16 protein-coding genes and 1 pseudogene are annotated in these 17134 nt (G+C 41.7%); 7 read left to right on the forward strand and 10 right to left on the reverse strand.

The annotated features are described in order from the left end of the window. From AAGC65_RS19055 to AAGC65_RS19065, 3 genes are all read right to left on the reverse strand, one after another. Positions 1–2690, reverse strand: a 2690-nt coding sequence (locus tag AAGC65_RS19055) for a TAT-variant-translocated molybdopterin oxidoreductase (RefSeq protein WP_343114056.1), incomplete at its 3' end; no start/stop codon positions are given. Between the two features lie 39 nt (positions 2691–2729). Beyond that, a complete protein-coding gene (locus AAGC65_RS19060) occupies positions 2730–4016 on the reverse strand; it encodes a cytochrome c3 family protein (protein ID WP_343114057.1) in 1287 nt (428 codons plus the stop codon). Between the two features lie 255 nt (positions 4017–4271). Then, positions 4272–5252: a deoxyhypusine synthase family protein gene (locus AAGC65_RS19065; protein ID WP_310095900.1), complete on the reverse strand. Its 981-nt coding sequence runs from the start codon at positions 5250–5252 to the stop codon at positions 4272–4274. Between the two features lie 335 nt (positions 5253–5587). Between AAGC65_RS19065 and AAGC65_RS19070 the strand changes: the two genes are divergently transcribed. Further along, positions 5588–6721 (forward strand): BamA/TamA family outer membrane protein, encoded by a 1134-nt coding sequence (locus tag AAGC65_RS19070; protein WP_343114058.1) that lies wholly within the window; start codon positions 5588–5590, stop codon positions 6719–6721. 91 nt (positions 6722–6812) lie between these two features. Here the strand turns inward: AAGC65_RS19070 and AAGC65_RS19075 are convergent, their stop codons facing one another. Next, the gene (locus AAGC65_RS19075; RefSeq protein WP_343114059.1) at positions 6813–7601 is read right to left on the reverse strand and encodes a class I SAM-dependent methyltransferase; all 789 of its coding nucleotides are present in this window, start codon (positions 7599–7601) and stop codon (positions 6813–6815) included. Between the two features lie 45 nt (positions 7602–7646). Between AAGC65_RS19075 and AAGC65_RS19080 the strand changes: the two genes are divergently transcribed. The 4 genes from AAGC65_RS19080 to AAGC65_RS19095 all read left to right on the forward strand — a co-directional run bounded on the left by AAGC65_RS19080 (position 7647) and on the right by AAGC65_RS19095 (position 9657). Next, positions 7647–8504: a transglutaminase-like domain-containing protein gene (locus tag AAGC65_RS19080; protein WP_343114060.1), complete on the forward strand. Its 858-nt coding sequence runs from the start codon at positions 7647–7649 to the stop codon at positions 8502–8504. Positions 8505–8523: 19 nt separating this feature from the next. After that, a complete protein-coding gene (locus AAGC65_RS19085) occupies positions 8524–9093 on the forward strand; it encodes a GNAT family protein (RefSeq protein ID WP_343114061.1) in 570 nt (189 codons plus the stop codon). A 138-nt stretch (positions 9094–9231) separates the two neighbouring features. Further along, a complete protein-coding gene (locus AAGC65_RS19090; protein WP_343114062.1) occupies positions 9232–9378 on the forward strand; it encodes a hypothetical protein in 147 nt (48 codons plus the stop codon). Positions 9379–9387: 9 nt separating this feature from the next. Further along, a complete protein-coding gene (locus AAGC65_RS19095; protein ID WP_343114063.1) occupies positions 9388–9657 on the forward strand; it encodes a hypothetical protein in 270 nt (89 codons plus the stop codon). A 53-nt stretch (positions 9658–9710) separates the two neighbouring features. On the opposite strand, the gene AAGC65_RS19100 is transcribed toward AAGC65_RS19095, so the two are convergent. The 3 genes from AAGC65_RS19100 to AAGC65_RS19110 form a co-directional block, all read right to left on the reverse strand. Next, entirely contained in the window at positions 9711–10634 is a 924-nt protein-coding gene (locus AAGC65_RS19100) for an alpha/beta hydrolase (protein WP_343114064.1), read from the reverse strand. Between the two features lie 112 nt (positions 10635–10746). Then, positions 10747–11839, reverse strand: a protein-coding gene (prfB, locus tag AAGC65_RS19105) for a peptide chain release factor 2 (RefSeq protein ID WP_343114065.1) whose coding sequence is annotated in 2 segments (ribosomal slippage) — positions 10747–11778 and positions 11780–11839 — 1092 coding nt in all. Because the reading frame shifts where the segments join, the coding sequence is not laid out codon by codon here. 97 nt (positions 11840–11936) lie between these two features. After that, a complete protein-coding gene (locus AAGC65_RS19110) occupies positions 11937–12374 on the reverse strand; it encodes a hypothetical protein (RefSeq protein WP_343114066.1) in 438 nt (145 codons plus the stop codon). Between the two features lie 262 nt (positions 12375–12636). Here AAGC65_RS19110 and pgi point away from each other — a divergent pair, with 262 nt between their 5' ends. Further along, entirely contained in the window at positions 12637–14283 is a 1647-nt protein-coding gene (gene pgi / locus AAGC65_RS19115) for a glucose-6-phosphate isomerase (protein WP_343114067.1), read from the forward strand. A gap of 288 nt (positions 14284–14571) precedes the next feature. Continuing rightward, positions 14572–14985, forward strand: coding sequence for a transposase (locus AAGC65_RS26210; RefSeq protein WP_407940690.1), 414 nt, complete (start codon positions 14572–14574; stop codon positions 14983–14985). Positions 14986–15076: 91 nt separating this feature from the next. Here the strand turns inward: AAGC65_RS26210 and AAGC65_RS19120 are convergent, their stop codons facing one another. The 3 genes and pseudogenes from AAGC65_RS19120 to AAGC65_RS19130 form a co-directional block, all read right to left on the reverse strand. Next, positions 15077–16144 carry a glutaminyl-peptide cyclotransferase gene (locus AAGC65_RS19120; RefSeq protein WP_343114068.1) on the reverse strand — a complete coding sequence of 356 codons (1068 nt, stop codon included), beginning with the start codon at positions 16142–16144 and terminating at the stop codon, positions 15077–15079. Position 16145: 1 nt separating this feature from the next. After that, on the reverse strand, positions 16146–16514 hold the full coding sequence (locus AAGC65_RS19125) for a YraN family protein (protein ID WP_343114069.1): 369 nt from the start codon (positions 16512–16514) through the stop codon (positions 16146–16148). Beyond that, positions 16514–17134: pseudogene (locus tag AAGC65_RS19130) on the reverse strand (DNA primase); the annotation flags it as partial. The pseudogene AAGC65_RS19130 and the gene AAGC65_RS19125, both read right to left, overlap by 1 nt.

The raw sequence follows: 17134 nt of genomic DNA on the forward strand, positions 1-17134 counted from the left end.
AACCAGTTAAAGCGACGTACTTTGTATGGGCAGTTATTTGCGCAATAACGTGTACCAACACAACGGTTGTATGCCATTTGGTTTAAACCTTCTGATGAGTGAACCGTTGCTAATACCGGGCAAACTGTTTCGCAAGGAGCGTGATCACAGTGCTGGCAAAGCATTGGCTGGTGAACCACTGATACACGATCAAAGGCATCATTATCCAATTTAGCTATTTCGTACTCTTCAGTAACGTTTTCATTTTTCTCTTCGTAGCTGTAGTAACGGTCAATACGGATCCAGTGCATTTCGCGACGGCGACGTACTTCGTCTTTACCTACAACAGGGATATTGTTTTCTGCGCTACAAGCTACCACACAAGCGCCGCAACCGGTACATGCATTAAGGTCGATAGCCATAACCCAGTCATAAACAGGGCGGTCATGACTTGGCACATCCCATAAGCTCTCCTCGTCGTAGTTTTTATGGCCACCCTCGTTACCGCTATGTACGGCAGGGTTCTTTTTGTATTCAGAAAATTTAGCTTCGCGAATTACACTACGTCCCTCATAAGAGTGGTGAGTTTGTGTTTGCGCAAGCGGAGATTTAACGTGTGTTTTGTCAAATGTACTAACTACAGCACTGGTTTGGAAAGTTCCGTTGCGGAAGCTATAGAAAGGGAATGCATTTTTACCTACATTATCACCTACCGGACCAGCTTGTGTACGGCCATAACCTAAAGCTATTGATATAGTTCCCTGAGCCTGACCTGGCTGAGCCAATACAGGTAGTTCAACTGTATAACCGTTAGCTGTAATTTTGATCACATCACCTTCGTCAAGTTTTAATTTCTTGATATCGGCAACAGAAACAGCTACAAAGTTATCCCAGGTAACTTTTGATACCGGATCAGGTAACTCCTGTAACCAAGGGTTGTTAGCACGTTTACCATCGCCCAAAGCAGGAGATTGATATACCTGTAACTCAAATTTACCATCACCTGCAACAAGCGCTGCACTGTGGGTTAATATAGTTTGAGCAACCGCGTTCAGATCGCGGCTAAAGGTATAAGCACCTGCTGTGTTTGCAGGGGTATTGATCATACCTGTCTGCAATAAGGTTTCCCAACCTTTTTGACCAGATAAACCACCTTTAGCTAACAGACCGTTGTTCCAGTTATTACGTACGTAAGCGTAGTAATCTTTCACCGGATTTTCTGACCATACCAATAAGCTGTGTTCAGCCTGGCGGGTATTGTAAACCGGATTAATTGTTGGCTGTATTACGGTATAGTAACCTTCAAGCGCGTTTGAATCACCCCATGACTCTAAATAGTGATGGTTTGGAGCAATTACGTTTGATAATCCTGCTGTTTCATCAGCATGATCAGCAAACGATACTTTCAAGCGTACTTTATTCAGAGCGGCTTTGAAATCAGCCGCTTTAAAGTAATCATAAGCAGGGTTAACATTCAGGAAAAATACTGCTGCAACCTCACCGCGATTAACCTCATTGATAAACTCAACAAACTCAGCATCGTTACCGGCGTATTGTTTTGATGGGTTATCCAGATCAATAGTAGTTCCGTAGCTACCTAACAGCGAGTTGATAGCATTAACCAACACTTGTGTAGCTACATCATTTGAACCTGCTACTACTAAAGCTTTTCCTTTAGCGGCAACCAGTTCTTTAGCAGCTAAAGTGATCGCGTTATCAACCGCTTTGTTCTCTAATTTTTTAGAGCCTGGCAATGTTGTACCAGAAATAGCGTTGTATAAGCTGATCAGCGCGATACCTTCTTCAGATGGTTTAACCGGGTAACGGTTATCTGCATTGGTACCTGTTAAGCTCATTCCAGTTTCGAACTGGATATGGCGCGACATTTTTTTGTTTTTAAGCGATTGGTTGTTACGGTTTGATACGTACTGACGGGTGAACTCTTCGCCTGAGATCCAGGTTCCAAGAAAATCAGCACCGAAGCTTACAATAACATCTGCTTTATCAAAGTTATAGTGAGGCAATACGGCTTTACCAAAGCTGTTTTGGTTGGCCTGAATAATACCTGTATAAGATACCGCGTCGTAATTAATATGTTTAGCAGTTGGATATTGCGCAATGAAATCTGCGATAACTGCTAAAGTAGAAGGGCTGTGGATAGTTGAAGTTACTAAACGGATGTTTTTGCCTGCTGCTTTAATAGCTGCAAGCTCTTTAATAACAAAAGCATCAACTTCTGACCAGCCGGCATCGTTGCCGTTTAGTTTTGGGTCTTTTAAACGGTTTACATCGTACAGGTCAAGCACTGATGCTTGAGCCTGCGCACCTAAACCACCTTTAGCGAAAACATCATTCGGGTTACCTTCAACTTTAATAGGGCGACCTTCACGTGTTTTAACCAGGATGGCCTGTCCTTCGTAAGTTGAAGAATAGTAGTTAGCCACACCAGGTGTAACCTCTTCAGGTTTAATCAGGTAAGGAATTGATTTGTGTACAGGAACACGCTGACAAGCAGCCAGTGTTACAGCACCAACACCAAAGCCAAGGGCTTTTAAAAAGTCACGGCGCGGAGTTTTAGCCGATAAACCGTCACCACTAAGTATTTCCTCAATTGGAATTGGTTCGGCAAACTCGTTTTTATTTTTCTCAACAAATTCTGGTGTTCTGTTTAGTTCTTCTAAACCTTTCCAGTATTTTTTATTGCTGTCCATTTAAGTTATATAAACTGTAATGCTAAAAATTCTTATTAATTAATAGTGACATTTACCGCACTCGATACCACCTAACACAGCGGCAGTAACTTTCTCGCCCTTCTTGATCTTGTCGTGAGCAGCAAGTATGCTATCATAGTAAGCGTTTCCTTTACCGTTAACTTCGGTACGTTTGTGGCACTGTATACACCATTTCATGGTAAGCGGTGAATATTGGTAAACCTCTTTCATGGTTTGAATAGGACCATGACAGGTTTGGCATTTGATACCACCAACCTTCACGTGTTGTGAGTGGTTAAAGTAAGCCAGATCTGGCAGGTTGTGAACACGTATCCATTGGATAGGTTTAGCTGCAGTGCTGTCATACTTTTGAGTTTTTGGATCGTAACCCAAAGCATCATATATTTTGTGAATCTCAGGCGACTCGGTTTTAACAACCTTGTGGCAGTTCATACAAACGTTCAATGAAGGGATAGAAGCGTTTTTTGATTTGTAAGCACCTGTGTGGCAATACTGGCAATCAATTTTCATGGTACCAGCGTGTAACTCGTGAGAGTATTTAATAGGCTGTACCGGCTGGTAACCTGTGTGCACGTTAGTGTTCCACAAAGTAACCCATCCCCAGCTGCCCATAGCAATAGTACCGCAAAGGATAATAAAGAATACAAGCTTCTTATTTTTAAGGATACTCTTGATCAGCTCCTGCTTTTTAGCTGAAGCAGCGGCTTCCGCGTCGGCTGTTTCAGTTTCTTCCTCAATTACAACACCTTTACCTTTAAGCAATAAGCGCTCTAATGTAGCTACTACTCTGTTTAATACAAGTATTACTATAAACGCTATAATAATAACAACAATTAAACCCCAGATAACCATGCTGCTTGGGCCTTTATCAGCCGCAGGAGCATTTGGGTCAGCAGCATTTGTTTTAGGGGCAGCTTGCATGGTTTTGTACTCTCCGCGTACGTAGGCTAATATATTACCTACATCACCGTCAGAAAGCTCGGTAAATACCGTCATGCCTGCCTGGTTAAACTTATTGTAAATAGCTAAAGCCTTAGGATTTTTAGCTGCAATCAGCGCCTGATTGTTCTGGATCCATTGGGTCAGATATTTGTCGTCCGTCTCTTCGGTAAGCTGCGGACCCAGAGCGGGGCCGATTAACTGCTGATCGATCTTATGACAGGTAGTACATTTGGATTTAAAGATCGCTTCACCTTTAGCCACATCGGCCTGAGCATAAGCATTTGAAAGACCCCAAAAAGCAAACCCGGCAATTAACACAACCGACCTTGAGAATTGTTTAAAAATCGATGAGAAGCTTCTCATATAGTGTATTTATGCTAAATAATTTTTATATTAATGTTTTAACCCGCTGTAAAAGATGTATGCACCATCTGATATTTACAGGCACAAAAGTAAAATTTATTACAGTATCGCTGACACATAAATGACACCAATCCATAATTTATAATCGTTCTAAATAATCACAAAAAGCCTTTTAAATAAAGATAAAGGCCTTTTTGGCCGGTAATGCATTTTTCTTGTTGATCGATTGCATTACCGGCCTCTTGAAAATTTAAATTATTGTTTTAGTATCCAGGCAAATATCAGCGGGGCAACAATTGTAGCATCGCTTTCTACAATAAACTTAGGTGTATGGATATCCAGCTTTCCCCAGGTTATTTTTTCGTTAGGTACAGCACCTGAATATGAGCCATATGATGTAGTTGAATCTGATATCTGGCAGAAGTAGCTCCAGAACGGAACATCATGCATTTCCATGTCCTGGTAAAGCATTGGTACTACGCATATTGGGAAATCGCCGGCGATACCACCACCTATCTGGAAAAAGCCAATGCCCTTACCCGATGAGTTTTTGGTATACCAGTCAGCAAGCCAGGCCATATACTCAATACCACTTTTCATGGTTGATGCCTTTAACTCACCTTTAATAATATAAGAGGCAAATATGTTACCCATAGTACTGTCTTCCCAACCCGGTACCACAATAGGCAGATTTTTTTCGGCTGCGGCCAGCATCCATGAATTTTTAGGGTCAATTTCATAGTACTGCTCCAGTTCGCCGCTTAATAATATTTTGTACATGTACTCATGCGGAAAATAACGCTCACCGCTATCATCAGCATCTTTCCATATTTTATGGATATGTTTTTGCAAACGGCGGAAAGCTTCTTCTTCCGGGATACAGGTATCGGTAACACGGTTGTAATGGTTTTCGAGCAGGTCCCACTCTTCCTGCGGGCTCAGGTCGCGATAATTAGGAACCCTTTTGTAGTGCGAGTGCGCTACCAGGTTCATAATATCCTCTTCCAGGTTGGCACCTGTACAAGATATAATAGCGATTTTATCCTGGCGTATCATCTCGGCCAGCGAAATACCCAGTTCAGCTGTACTCATGGCGCCCGCAAGGGTAACCATCATTTTACCGCCTTCGTCAAGGTGTGTTTCGTATCCTTTGGCGGCATCCATCAATGCTGCTGAGTTAAAGTGCAGGTAGTTTTTTTCAATAAACTGCGAAATAGGTCCTCTTGTGATGCTCATAGTGTATCAATAAAATTCGGCACAAAAGTAGGGAATTTATTGATGTGCAGAGTGAGGATGTGCAGATTTCAAATGTGCGGATGTGCAAATGAAGAAAATCTTGGATGTGCGAATATGCGGATGTGAGGATGCAAGGATGTCCGTATGAAGAAAATTGCCTGTCTAAATAAGTATCATTTAGAGAAGTGAAGCAACTACATTATCCATTTCCATAATCCGCGTATTTGCACATTTGCACATCCTCGCATTCGCATATCTGCAAATCCACACGTCCCCGCATCTGCACATCCACGCATTTGCACATCTATAATCATATATTTGCGGCCGCATTACTTATGAAAAAAATAATCGCTACTCTCTTTATATTAATAGGCGCTCAAAGCGCTTTTTCGCAAAGCCAGCTATTGCCCAAGTTTATCCGCAAAATGTATTTTGATAAGGATACTTCTAAAAAAAGCAGCTTTGTTATTTTACCGGTACTCAGCTCAGCTCCCGAAACCGGGCTTGAGGCTGGCGGTGCAGGCTTATATTCTTTTTATACTGATACCGTTAGCCGCAATACCCGGGTATCAAACATTTTTGGTTATGCTACCTTAACAACCAAGGGGCAAAACAGACTAAGTCTGAGCACCAGCTATTGGACGCCGCAAAACAAATATCATTTTACCGCGGGCATTGGCTATATCAATTTCCCTTTTGATTTTTATGGCATCGGCAACAATACGCTTAAAGCTAATACGGATCGCATTGGTCAAAAACGCCTCAAAGTAAACTTTGCTGCTGAGAAAAAAGTAGCTAATAATTTTTACGTAGGCCTGGTTGCCGGTGGCGATCATTACAGCTTTAGTGATGGACAAGCCAATAGTATTTTTTATACAGACCCTCGCGTGCAGTTCAGGGATGGCGGAACCAGTGTGTATGTTGGCCCAAGCCTTATTTTTGATAGCCGGAACAATAACACCTATACCACCCGAGGCGCGCTTATCACCAGCTCGCTACAGTTAACCAAAGGTATATCGGGCTTTGATTATAAAGGCGGCTTTTTTAATTTAGAATATAGTCAGTTTTTTCTATTAACCAAAAAACTGGTGCTTGGAATAGATATCCAGGACCAGAGCATGATTGGCGGGCAATCGCCGTTTTTCCTGTTGCCTGCTATGGGTAACGACGAAATTATGAGGGGATACTATAACGGCCGTTACCGCGATCGCAACCTTACCGTTGGCCAAACCGAACTGCGTTACCGCCTTACGGAGCGCATTGGCGTGGTTGGCTTTGTTGGCACCGGCGAGGTATTTAATAAAGATTTTAGCTTTAGCGAATTGAAACCGAACTATGGCGGCGGCCTGCGTTACTTTTTCGATATAGAAAAAGGCCTGAGCATCCGTGCTGATTATGGTATTGGTCAAAAAATTGCCGGCGAAGCCAGACAAAGCGGCTTTTATGTAGGCTTAGGGCAGTCGTTTTAGGGAACGATGTTATACGTTTAACGTGATGCGTTGTACGTTCAAAATTGCACATATTAAAACATATCACGTCAAACGTACAACGTAGCACTTTCTAATACCTAATCAAAAAGTGCTCTTTTTCAGCCCGGCCGGGCTTAAAGAATACCAGGCCTATCCAAAACAGATCTACCGTTACGGATACCTGCGGATGCGCCTTGATCTGCGCCCAGGCTTCTTTCATACCTTCGCTCCAATATATGTCGTCAAATATCAGTAATGTACCTTCATGCACTTTTGGCAGGCACCATTCAAAATATTTCAGCGTGGCATCTTTTTGATGGTTGCCATCCACAAATACAAAATCAAGCTGATCTATATTCTTGATCACCCCTGGCAAGTTATCATCAAAATTACCGGTGATAAGATCAATAGCTGTAAAGCCTGCCTGTTCAAAGTTTTCATGAGCTATTCCCGCTGTTTGCGGGCAACCCTCTAAAGTATAAACTTGTGCATCAGGCGCTGCGTTTTGCAGGTATAGTGTAGTAGTCCCCAGGCAGGTGCCCAGTTCAATAATATTACGGGGCTTAAAATGTACCGCCAACCGGTAAAGCAACTGCGCCAGTTTAGGTTGCTTGAGGGCATTAGCAGCGATATCGCCAACGCGCTTTTGTTTGTTATTGTTAAGGTGCGAACCCGCACCCAGATCGGTAACGGAGATCACCCGATTGTCAACAAGTAGCTTTCGGCGTATATTCTCAACCTCATGGTATACTTTTTGGTCGGCATAATCGTAAATTACAGTATCAACCAGCTTGTAAACAAACGGAGAGTGTAAGCCGTGCCTGTTTTTTGCCCTGAGACGGTGCAACAGGTAATCCTTAACAAACCTAAAATTTAACATCGCTGTAAAAATAAATAAAGGTTTAGTATTTTAGCGTTGCAGCGTATGATTAATCCGAATGAAGTAAATTCCCTGATTCGCCTACTTGACGATCCTGATAGTGAGATATATGAGCATGTGCATGCCAAGTTATTATCATACGGAGCAGAGGCTATTTCTTTTCTGGAAACCGCTTTTGAGCAGGCATTTGATGCCGTACAACAGGAGCGCATTGCTAACCTGGTTCATGAAATTCAATTCAGCAATCTTAAAAACGACCTGAGACTTTGGCACCAGAGCGGCGCTTTTGACCTGCTGCAAGGCATCTTGATTATTAACCGTTACCAATACCCTGATCTGGATGAGCAAAAGATCATTAACCAGGTTGAAGGCATTAAGCGTGACATCTGGATACAGATGATGCATGAAGCCAGTCCCAAAGAACAGATCAAACTCATTAATCACGTTTTTTACAATATATACGGCTTTAGCGGTAATACTACTAATCACCTCGATCCGCAAAACAGTTATCTGAGCCAGGTACTGGAAACCAAAAGGGGTAACCAAATATCGCTGGCCATTATATACTCTATTATAGCCCAAAAGCTGGATATACCGGTATATGGCGTAAACCTGCCCCAACACTTTATTTTAGCTTATTTGGATGAGAGCCAGCAAAGCGAGTTTGAAAACGGTATATTGTTTTACATTAACGCTTTTAACAAAGGTTTCATATTTGGCCGCAGAGATGTGGATATGTTCCTAAAACAGCTGAACTTGAAATTTGATAAGCAGTTTTACGAGCCCTGCTCCAATACGGATATTATCAGGCGTGTGATCCGCAACTTGATTAGTGCCTACGAAAATTTAGGCAATATGGAAAAGGTTGCCGAGATGAACGAGTTGCTGGAAATACTGGAATAATCCAATCTCCCCCCTGCTGATGATAAACACGCTACTAAATGACATCGTTACCCCAAGGTTGGTACTGCGCCTGATGAATAATGAAGTTATTGAAGCGTGTTTGGCGGGTAACCTTCGCATTGCCAGCGGCCTGCTTGGGGCCAGCATTTCTGAAGAATTACTGGAGCATCTCAGCAGTTTTAAATACGGGCAGCAGCAGCTTCATGATGATCCGGATTATTTACCCTGGTCAGCCCGTGCTATCATATTACCCGGGGAGAAGGTAATGATAGGGCTTATCCGTTTCCACAGCCGTCCTGATCCGGAATACTTGCACGTTTATGTGCGCGATGCCGTTGAGTTAGGTTATCGGATTTTTAAAAACTACCGGCGGCTCAATTACGCAACCGAAGCTATAAAAGCCACGATGGCCTGGGCGCAAAGTGAATTTAACATTAACAAATTTATTGCTTCCGTATCACCTGAAAACCAGCCATCACTCCAATTAATTGCCCGCATGGGATTTATCAAAATTGGTGAAGCAATGGATGACGTGGATGGTGTAGAGTATGTGTTTTTACTTGAGGTGAATAAGGAAGACCTGAGCTAAACCTTTTTTCACACTACTGATCGCCACTCCATTTCACCGATTAAATCTGTCCTTTTATCCTTAGTAATTGGTTATTAGCCTAATATGCTTTTTCTTCCTGTGATACGCGAAATATCTTCGTTAAGAAAATAGGAAGCCATGACAGACGAACAAATAATCAGGGACAAAATGACGGGTCTCGGTGATATTTTTAAAAATCCTACCGAGGAGCTTTTCAATGATCTTTTTACTGCCGATTGTGACTACATTACCTTTATGGGTGAGCACTTGAAAGGCGTCGATTAAAACCTAAAGGTGCACACCGCATTAGCTAATAACTGGTTGTTTAAGGGTGCGGAACTTTTTGGAGAAATTAAGCAAATTAAATTTCCCGCAGAAAATGTAGCCATTGTAATCGCGACAGGCGCTATTAAATTCCGCTGGCAAAAGAAGGTAAATAAAAAGAGGCTTTCTATCAATACCAACGTTTTTGTAAAACAAAACGGCGATTGGAAAATAGCTTCATTTCAAAATAACAGGATTAAAGCATCTAATTTTATACAGCGATTGATGATGGGGAAGTAGGTAACTATTCATGGTAGACTTACGAAGTTTTGAAAACTTCGTAAGTATTAATTTTACTTTGCTACTCCACCCTTCAAAAATCCGTTCTCATCCAGCCAGTTAGCGGCCCAGTCAAACCATTTGTCTTTGCTTTTGGAGTTATTTAAGCCAAAGCCGTGGCCGCCTTCCTGAAACAGGTGCATTTCGGCTTTTATATGATTTTTGAGCAGACCATCATAAAACATCAAACTGTTTTGAACGGGTACGGTTTTATCGTCCTCAGCGTGTATTAAAAATGTTGGCGGTGTGTTGGCGGTGATTTGTTTCTCGTTAGAGTACAGGTCGACCTGTGCAGCTGATGGCGTTTTACCGATCAGGTTATCCCTTGAACCCGTATGGGCATATTCGCCGAAAGTAATTACCGGATAAATAAGCATCATAAAATCAGGACGAACGCTGATATTTTCTTTATCCTCAATTACCACCTTATCAAAATGCGTTCCCGCTGTTGAGGCCAGGTGCCCTCCTGCCGAAAAACCGATGATACCTATTTTAGTAGGATCAATACCCCATTCGGCGGCACGTTTACGTACTATCATGATAGCAGTTTGCGCATCCTGCAGTGGCCCAATTGATTTATCGGCCATAATTTCATCACTGGGCAAACGATACTTTAACACAAAGGCCGTAACGCCAATTTTATTAAACTCCTGCGCAATGGCAGTACCCTCATGTGCAGACGCCAGTATACTATAACTACCACCGGGGCACACAATAATGGCCGCACCGTTGGCACTACCCTTTGCAGGTAGATAAGGTGTTATAGTAGGGTCTGTTACCTTACTGATATGAAAATCCTTACTTATATTTTCTGCATAGGTAGCCGGTGCTGGTTTTGAATTGGGTACGCCTTTCGGATACAGAGTTATTGACTTTTCCTGGCTATAGGCCATAGTTGCAGCAACGGTTAAAATAAGGGCAGATAAGAAGAATTTCATAGATCAGTTTATTATGGTGATGGCAAAATACAATTTATGCCTGAAAACAAAAAACGGTGCCGCATAGTGCAGCACCGTTTTTATTGTAACATTATAGTTGTAAACGTTTTAATTAACCTTTTGGCCCGCCAAACTCCATCAGGTAAGCTTTCAGGAAATCGTTAATATCCCCATCCAGCACTGCCTGGGCATTTGATGTTTCATGGTCGGTACGTAGGTCTTTCACCAGTTTGTAGGGGTGCAGAACGTAGTTGCGTATTTGCGATCCCCACTCAATTTTCTTTTTATTACCCTCAATAGTATTGGTGATCTCCATACGTTTACGCATTTCAATCTCATACAATTGCGACTTTAACAAGCGGATAGCATTATCCTTATTTTGAAGCTGCGAGCGCGACTCCTGGTTTTTGATAATAATACCAGAAGGTTTGTGGTATAAACGAACAGCGGTTTCTACCTTGTTCACGTTTTGCCCACCGGCACCACCCGAACGGAAGGTTTCAAACTCAATATCGGCCGGGTTAATGTCAATTTCAATAGTATCATCAACCAGCGGATAAACATATACCGATGCAAAGGAGGTGTGGCGTTTGGCATTCGCATCAAACGGCGATACCCGCACCAAACGGTGAACACCGTTTTCGCCTTTAAGATAGCCATAGGCAAAATCACCTTCCAGTTGCAGGGTAACGGTTTTTACACCGGCCACATCACCGGGCTGGTAATCCTGCTCGGTTACCTTATAGCCATTTTTTTCGCCCCACATAATGTACATACGCATGAGCATACCCGCCCAATCGCAGCTTTCGGTACCACCTGCACCTGCAGTAATTTGCAATACGGCATTAAACTGGTCTTCTTCGGCCGAGAGCATATTTTTAAATTCCAGCTCCTCAACTACCTTGATGGCCTGGTTGTATTGCTCCTGCATTTCGGGTTCGGTAGCATCGCCACCCTGGTAAAATTCAAAAAGCACGCCGGTATCCTCAATTACCGCTGCTACCTTTTGAAATTCATCTGTCCAAACTTTTTTGGCTTTGATAGATGCCAGCACCTTTTCGGCTTCTTTGGGATGATCCCAAAAATGAGGGCCAACGGTTATTTCCTGTTCGGTTTGTAATAGTTCAAGCTTCTTGTCGATGTCAAAGATGCCTCCTCAGGGAAGCTGTTCTATCCCTTAAATCCTGAATCTGTTCTTTAGTCATGTGGCAAATATATACAATTTGATAATCGGCTTAAATAAAAAGGCCTGCAAATTGTTTTACCAATTTGCAGGCCTCACAGCAAGTATGCTATAATATTTTAAGCTACCATTAGTTTGTTAACCAGCAAGCTCAGATCAGCACGGTTACCATTTAGTTTGGTTAACATATTGGTTAAGCCAAATTCTTTGATCTGCTCGCTTTTTGATTCACGAACCAATTGCTGCATCACAGCAGGTATCAGTGAATTGGCTGCTGCCAGCGCATGAACAGGATCAATATGATAAAACGTATTTAAACGGTTTGCAAACCTGTTAACTATGCTTGATACTAATGAATGATTGTAAATACCCGACGATTGAAAATACTTTATAAGTTCCTTTAATTTGCCATTTTCCATCTGGCCTTTTAAAACCTCAATAATTGAACTTGAGGCTTCGATCATCACCGCGTTGTGGTGTTTTGCAGGAATTTCAGGGTTGTTTATAACAGCCGTCCCGGCGTTATTTTTTACAAGCAAAAAAAGTTTTTCAAACATAACCTTCTATATTTTTACCTAAATTTACAAAATGATGATAAATCACCCATTTGATTATCAACAAGACAAATATATTAAATAAACATTTGAAATTTCCAAACAATTGTCAAATATTTTTAAAATTATCATAATTTTTTGGTGTAAAACAAACACTATGTATACAGTGTTGAAAACACACGAAGAATCATTAAAAAATCATTAGTTTACATTTTAACATCTACCTAACAATTAACTTATTACTTTTGATAAAAACCATACAATTATGCTGCCAAATACAGATTTCACCACCACCCAGAGCTATAAATATTTAGCCGATCACTACATTGACATTGTAGCGAAAAGCCTGAAAGGATTATTTGACTCTGATGATCAGCGTTTTAAAAAATTCTCAATTCAGTTTGAAGATATTTTGCTTGATTACTCTAAAAACCGTATCGACGAGCAAACTATTGCCTTACTGATACAGCTGGCAAAAGAATGTTCGGTAAATGAGGCGATTAAAGCCATGTTTTCCGGCGAAAAAATTAATGTTACGGAAGGCCGCCCGGTATTGCACGTAGCATTACGTAACCGCAGCAATACTCCTATTTATGTTGACGGTAAAGATGTGATGCCTGACGTGAACAGCGTGCTTGAACATATGAAAGATTTCAGCAACGCCATCATCTCGGGTACCTGGAAAGGCTATACCGGCAAACCTATTACCGATGTGGTTAACATTGGTATCGGTGGCTCTGATTTAGGCCCGGTAATGGTTACCGAAGCTTTAAAAGCCTATAAAAACCACCTGAACCTGCACTTTGTAAGTAATGTTGATGGTACCCATATTGCCGAAACACTGAAAGTGGTTGATCCGGAAACTACCTTATTCCTGATAGCATCCAAAACCTTCACCACACAAGAAACTATGGGCAACGCCCACAGTGCACGTGATTGGTTTTTAGCTGCCGGCGCTACAGAAGCCGACGTGGCCAAACATTTCGCCGCGTTATCAACCAATGCCGCCGCTGTCGAAAAATTCGGTATCGACACTAAAAATATGTTTGAATTTTGGGATTGGGTAGGCGGTCGTTACTCATTATGGAGCGCTATCGGCCTTTCTATTTCCTTAAGCATCGGTTTTGATAATTTTGTGCAACTTTTAGAAGGTGCCCACGCGACTGACGAGCATTTCCGTACTGCTGAGTTTGAACAAAACATCCCGGTTATTTTAGCATTGATCGGTATCTGGTACAACAACTTCTTTGAGGCTGAAACCAATGCTATTTTACCGTACGACCAATATATGCACCGCTTTGCCGCTTATTTCCAGCAAGGCGATATGGAAAGCAATGGTAAACATGTTGACCGCAATGGTAAAGAAATTGACTACTCTACCGGCCCGATCATTTGGGGCGAGCCTGGCACCAATGGCCAGCACGCGTTTTACCAGCTGATACACCAGGGTACTAAACTCATCCCTGCCGACTTCATAGCTCCTGCTCAATCACACAATCCGCTGGGCGAGCATCACAATATGCTGCTGTCAAACTTCTTTGCTCAAACCGAAGCTTTGATGAACGGCAAAACAGAAGAAGTTGTTATTGAAGAGTTAAAAGCAGCCGGCAAAACCGACGCTGAAATTGCAGCCATCGCGCCTTTCAAAGTATTTGAAGGCAACAGGCCAACTAACTCTTTCCTGCTTAAAAAGATCACTCCGCACAGCTTGGGTTCATTGATCGCTATGTACGAACATAAAATATTTGTACAAGGCATTATCTGGAACATTTACAGCTTTGACCAATGGGGTGTGGAATTAGGTAAACAACTGGCGGGCAAAATATTACCCGAATTAAAAGACAACAGTGAGATCAGCAGTCACGATTCATCAACCAACGGTTTGATTAATCAGTATAAAGCCTGGAGGTAGAGCTTCTTTTAAACAAAAAGAGCTCGCAATCGCGGGCTCTTTTTGTTTAAAAGGGACTTAGCAAACTCAGTTTCGGCTAAAGCCAGACTTTGTTTCCTTTTTGTCCGTTGGCTAAAGCCAACGGCAATGAATTCGATTTGCATAGAATCAATTTATCATCTTAGAATTACAAAGATAAAATTCATTGCCGTCACATTTATGTGACGGATTTAGAAAATGCAAAAGTGGCTTTAGCCAAATAATTTATACATTTAGTTTCTAAAACTTTATCATGTCTTTTGTTAAAATCTGGATACATTTAGTTTTTCCACCAGAAACCGTGAACCCTTACTCAAAAAAGAATTTAGGTACGATGTATTTAAGCACATTGCTGATAACTGTTTAGAAAAAGAAATATTTCTACAAGCTATTAATGGCTATACCGATCATCTACACTGCCTGATCTCCTTAGGGAAGGATCAGAATATTTCTAAAGTAGCTCAACTCATTAAGGGAGAATCTTCCTTTTGGATTAATAATCAAGGCTTACTTCCCGAAAAGTTCAGCTGGCAGGATGATTATTTTGCTGTATCGATCAGTGAATCACAAGTAGAAATAGTGACCACCTATATCAAAAACCAGGAAAAACATCATTCAAAGAAATCATTTCAAGATGAGGTAAATGAGTTTATATCAAGATATGGTTGGCAGATGTTTAAATAAAAAAGGGCGATAAGTGGTAATACTCATCGCCCTTTTTTATTTAAACATTTGTGTTCTGCACATTTGTTCCCCCTTTAGGGGGTTAGGGGGCCTACTTTTTCACAAACTTTACCTGGTACAAGTGCGGCCATCTTTTGCCGGCCACAAACAGGCGTTGTCCTTTAGCATCCCAGGCTATTCCATTCAGTACGTTATTGCCCCAGTCACGGTCCTGCGGCCTGTCGGCCATAGGGTACAGGTTCTTCATGTCAATCCGTTGTAGTACCGCGCCGGTTTTAGGATCTATAACCAGTATATCATCTGTTTGGTAAACGTTGGCATATATTTTACCATCAATATATTCTAACTCGTTGAGCGAATCAATTTGTCTTTTATCGTCGCAAACATCAATAAAGCCTTTTTGCTGATAGGTATCTTTATCCAAAAACCAGATACGGTTAGTGCTATCGTCCATATATAGTTTTTTACCGTCGTAACACATACCCCAACCTTCAACTCCTACGTTGTTGGCAAAGGTGTTTAATAGTTTTAAGGAATTTTTATCATAGACCAGACCAACCTTATTTTTCCAGGTTAGTTGCACAACCTTATCACCAATAACAGATATACCTTCACCAAAATAATCATCTCTTAACTTGGTTGTTTGAATAGCTTTGCCGGTTTCAATATTTACTTTTTGAATAGTGGAGTGGCCTGTATCGCCGGTACTTTCAAACATGATACCATCAACATATTGCAAGCCTTCGGTGTAAGAGCTGGTATCATGCGGAAACACCTTTTCAACCTTGTAGGTAAGCTGTTCCGGTGCTTTAGCGGCAAGTAGTAAAATATTGGTAGTTACATCCTGATCTTTTCCGGCTGCGTAAACTTTGGCAGTGATCAACTTAATCCCCAGCGGAATAGTATCTGTTTTTAAGCTGATGCCCGATGTATCTTTACCTGCACCCAATCTCAAGGCATCAAGCATATAAACTACAGAATCGACTTTGGTATCGGCAGGGAAGCTTACTTTGATCTTTACTTCGTCGCCAGTTTTGTAGGTGGTACCAGCTTCGGGGCTGATGCTATAACTGCCTCCGGTATCTTTAGTGTTATTGTGGCAACCAAATGCCAGTAATGCAGCGGCAATAAAAAAGCCTTTTATTTTGTTATTCATCATGTTATGTAGCCGAAGGCCAAAACGCATCTTCAATATGGTTTAGTATATAATTTTTATTTCTGTCGAACAAAATAGCGATAATATCAAAACGTACCTCGCCCTGGTGATTCATCAGATAAATATATTCATCTGCCGCGTTTGCCAGTAATTTTTGTTTGCGCTCGTCCACAAAATCTTCAGGTTCGCCAAAACTATTGCCTGTGCGGGTTTTAACTTCGGTAAATATAATAACCTTGTCCTTATAAGCAATCAGGTCTATCTCGGCCTTACCATATGTCCAGTTTTCGTCCAGTATTTCATAACCGGCATTTTCCAGATGTGTTTTAGCTAATGTTTCGCCGGCGCGGCCCAGGTCGAGGTGTTGGGCCATTATTTAATAATTACCGACCCTAAAAAGTCTGAGATACTTTTTTCAACCTTTTTCATCCGCATGTATTGGTTAAGCAGTATCTCCTGATCTGCTTCTGTTTCGGCCTTCTGTAGTTCAGTGCGCAGGCTTTCAAGTATTTTACCCACCTTATGCTTTTTAAGATGAAAGATAGCGCCTAAAATAGTAGCCTTCATATTAGCCGTTTCATCGTTCACCAATATGTTATGCATCTCGTACCAGTTTTCGCTCAGGATGTATTTGGTTGCCAGCATAGATACAGTCAGGTCAACAATACCTTTATCCTGATGATGAATAAAATGGGTTTCGTCGGCCAGTACACCATTTTCTACTTCCTGCCGATATATCTCCATAAACAACTTAGCGGCAGGATGCTCAAAAGTAACATCACTTAGCTCCGCTATCATGAACGGACCTATGTAAGTATTGGCAATACCATCCCAGTCAATCATTTTATTGCCGTACAGCAGCAACAGCCTGATAATTTCCTTTTCCTGCGCACTTTCGTCCTTTGCTTCTTTTACCTCAGGCTCATCAAAAAAATTGGGCTCGTCAGGCGGCGGTTCATTAAATCTGGAGGTTTGCTGCTGCTGCTGACCATC

It is taken from the genome of Mucilaginibacter sp., assembly GCF_039207105.1.
GTDB lineage: Bacteria > Bacteroidota > Bacteroidia > Sphingobacteriales > Sphingobacteriaceae > Mucilaginibacter.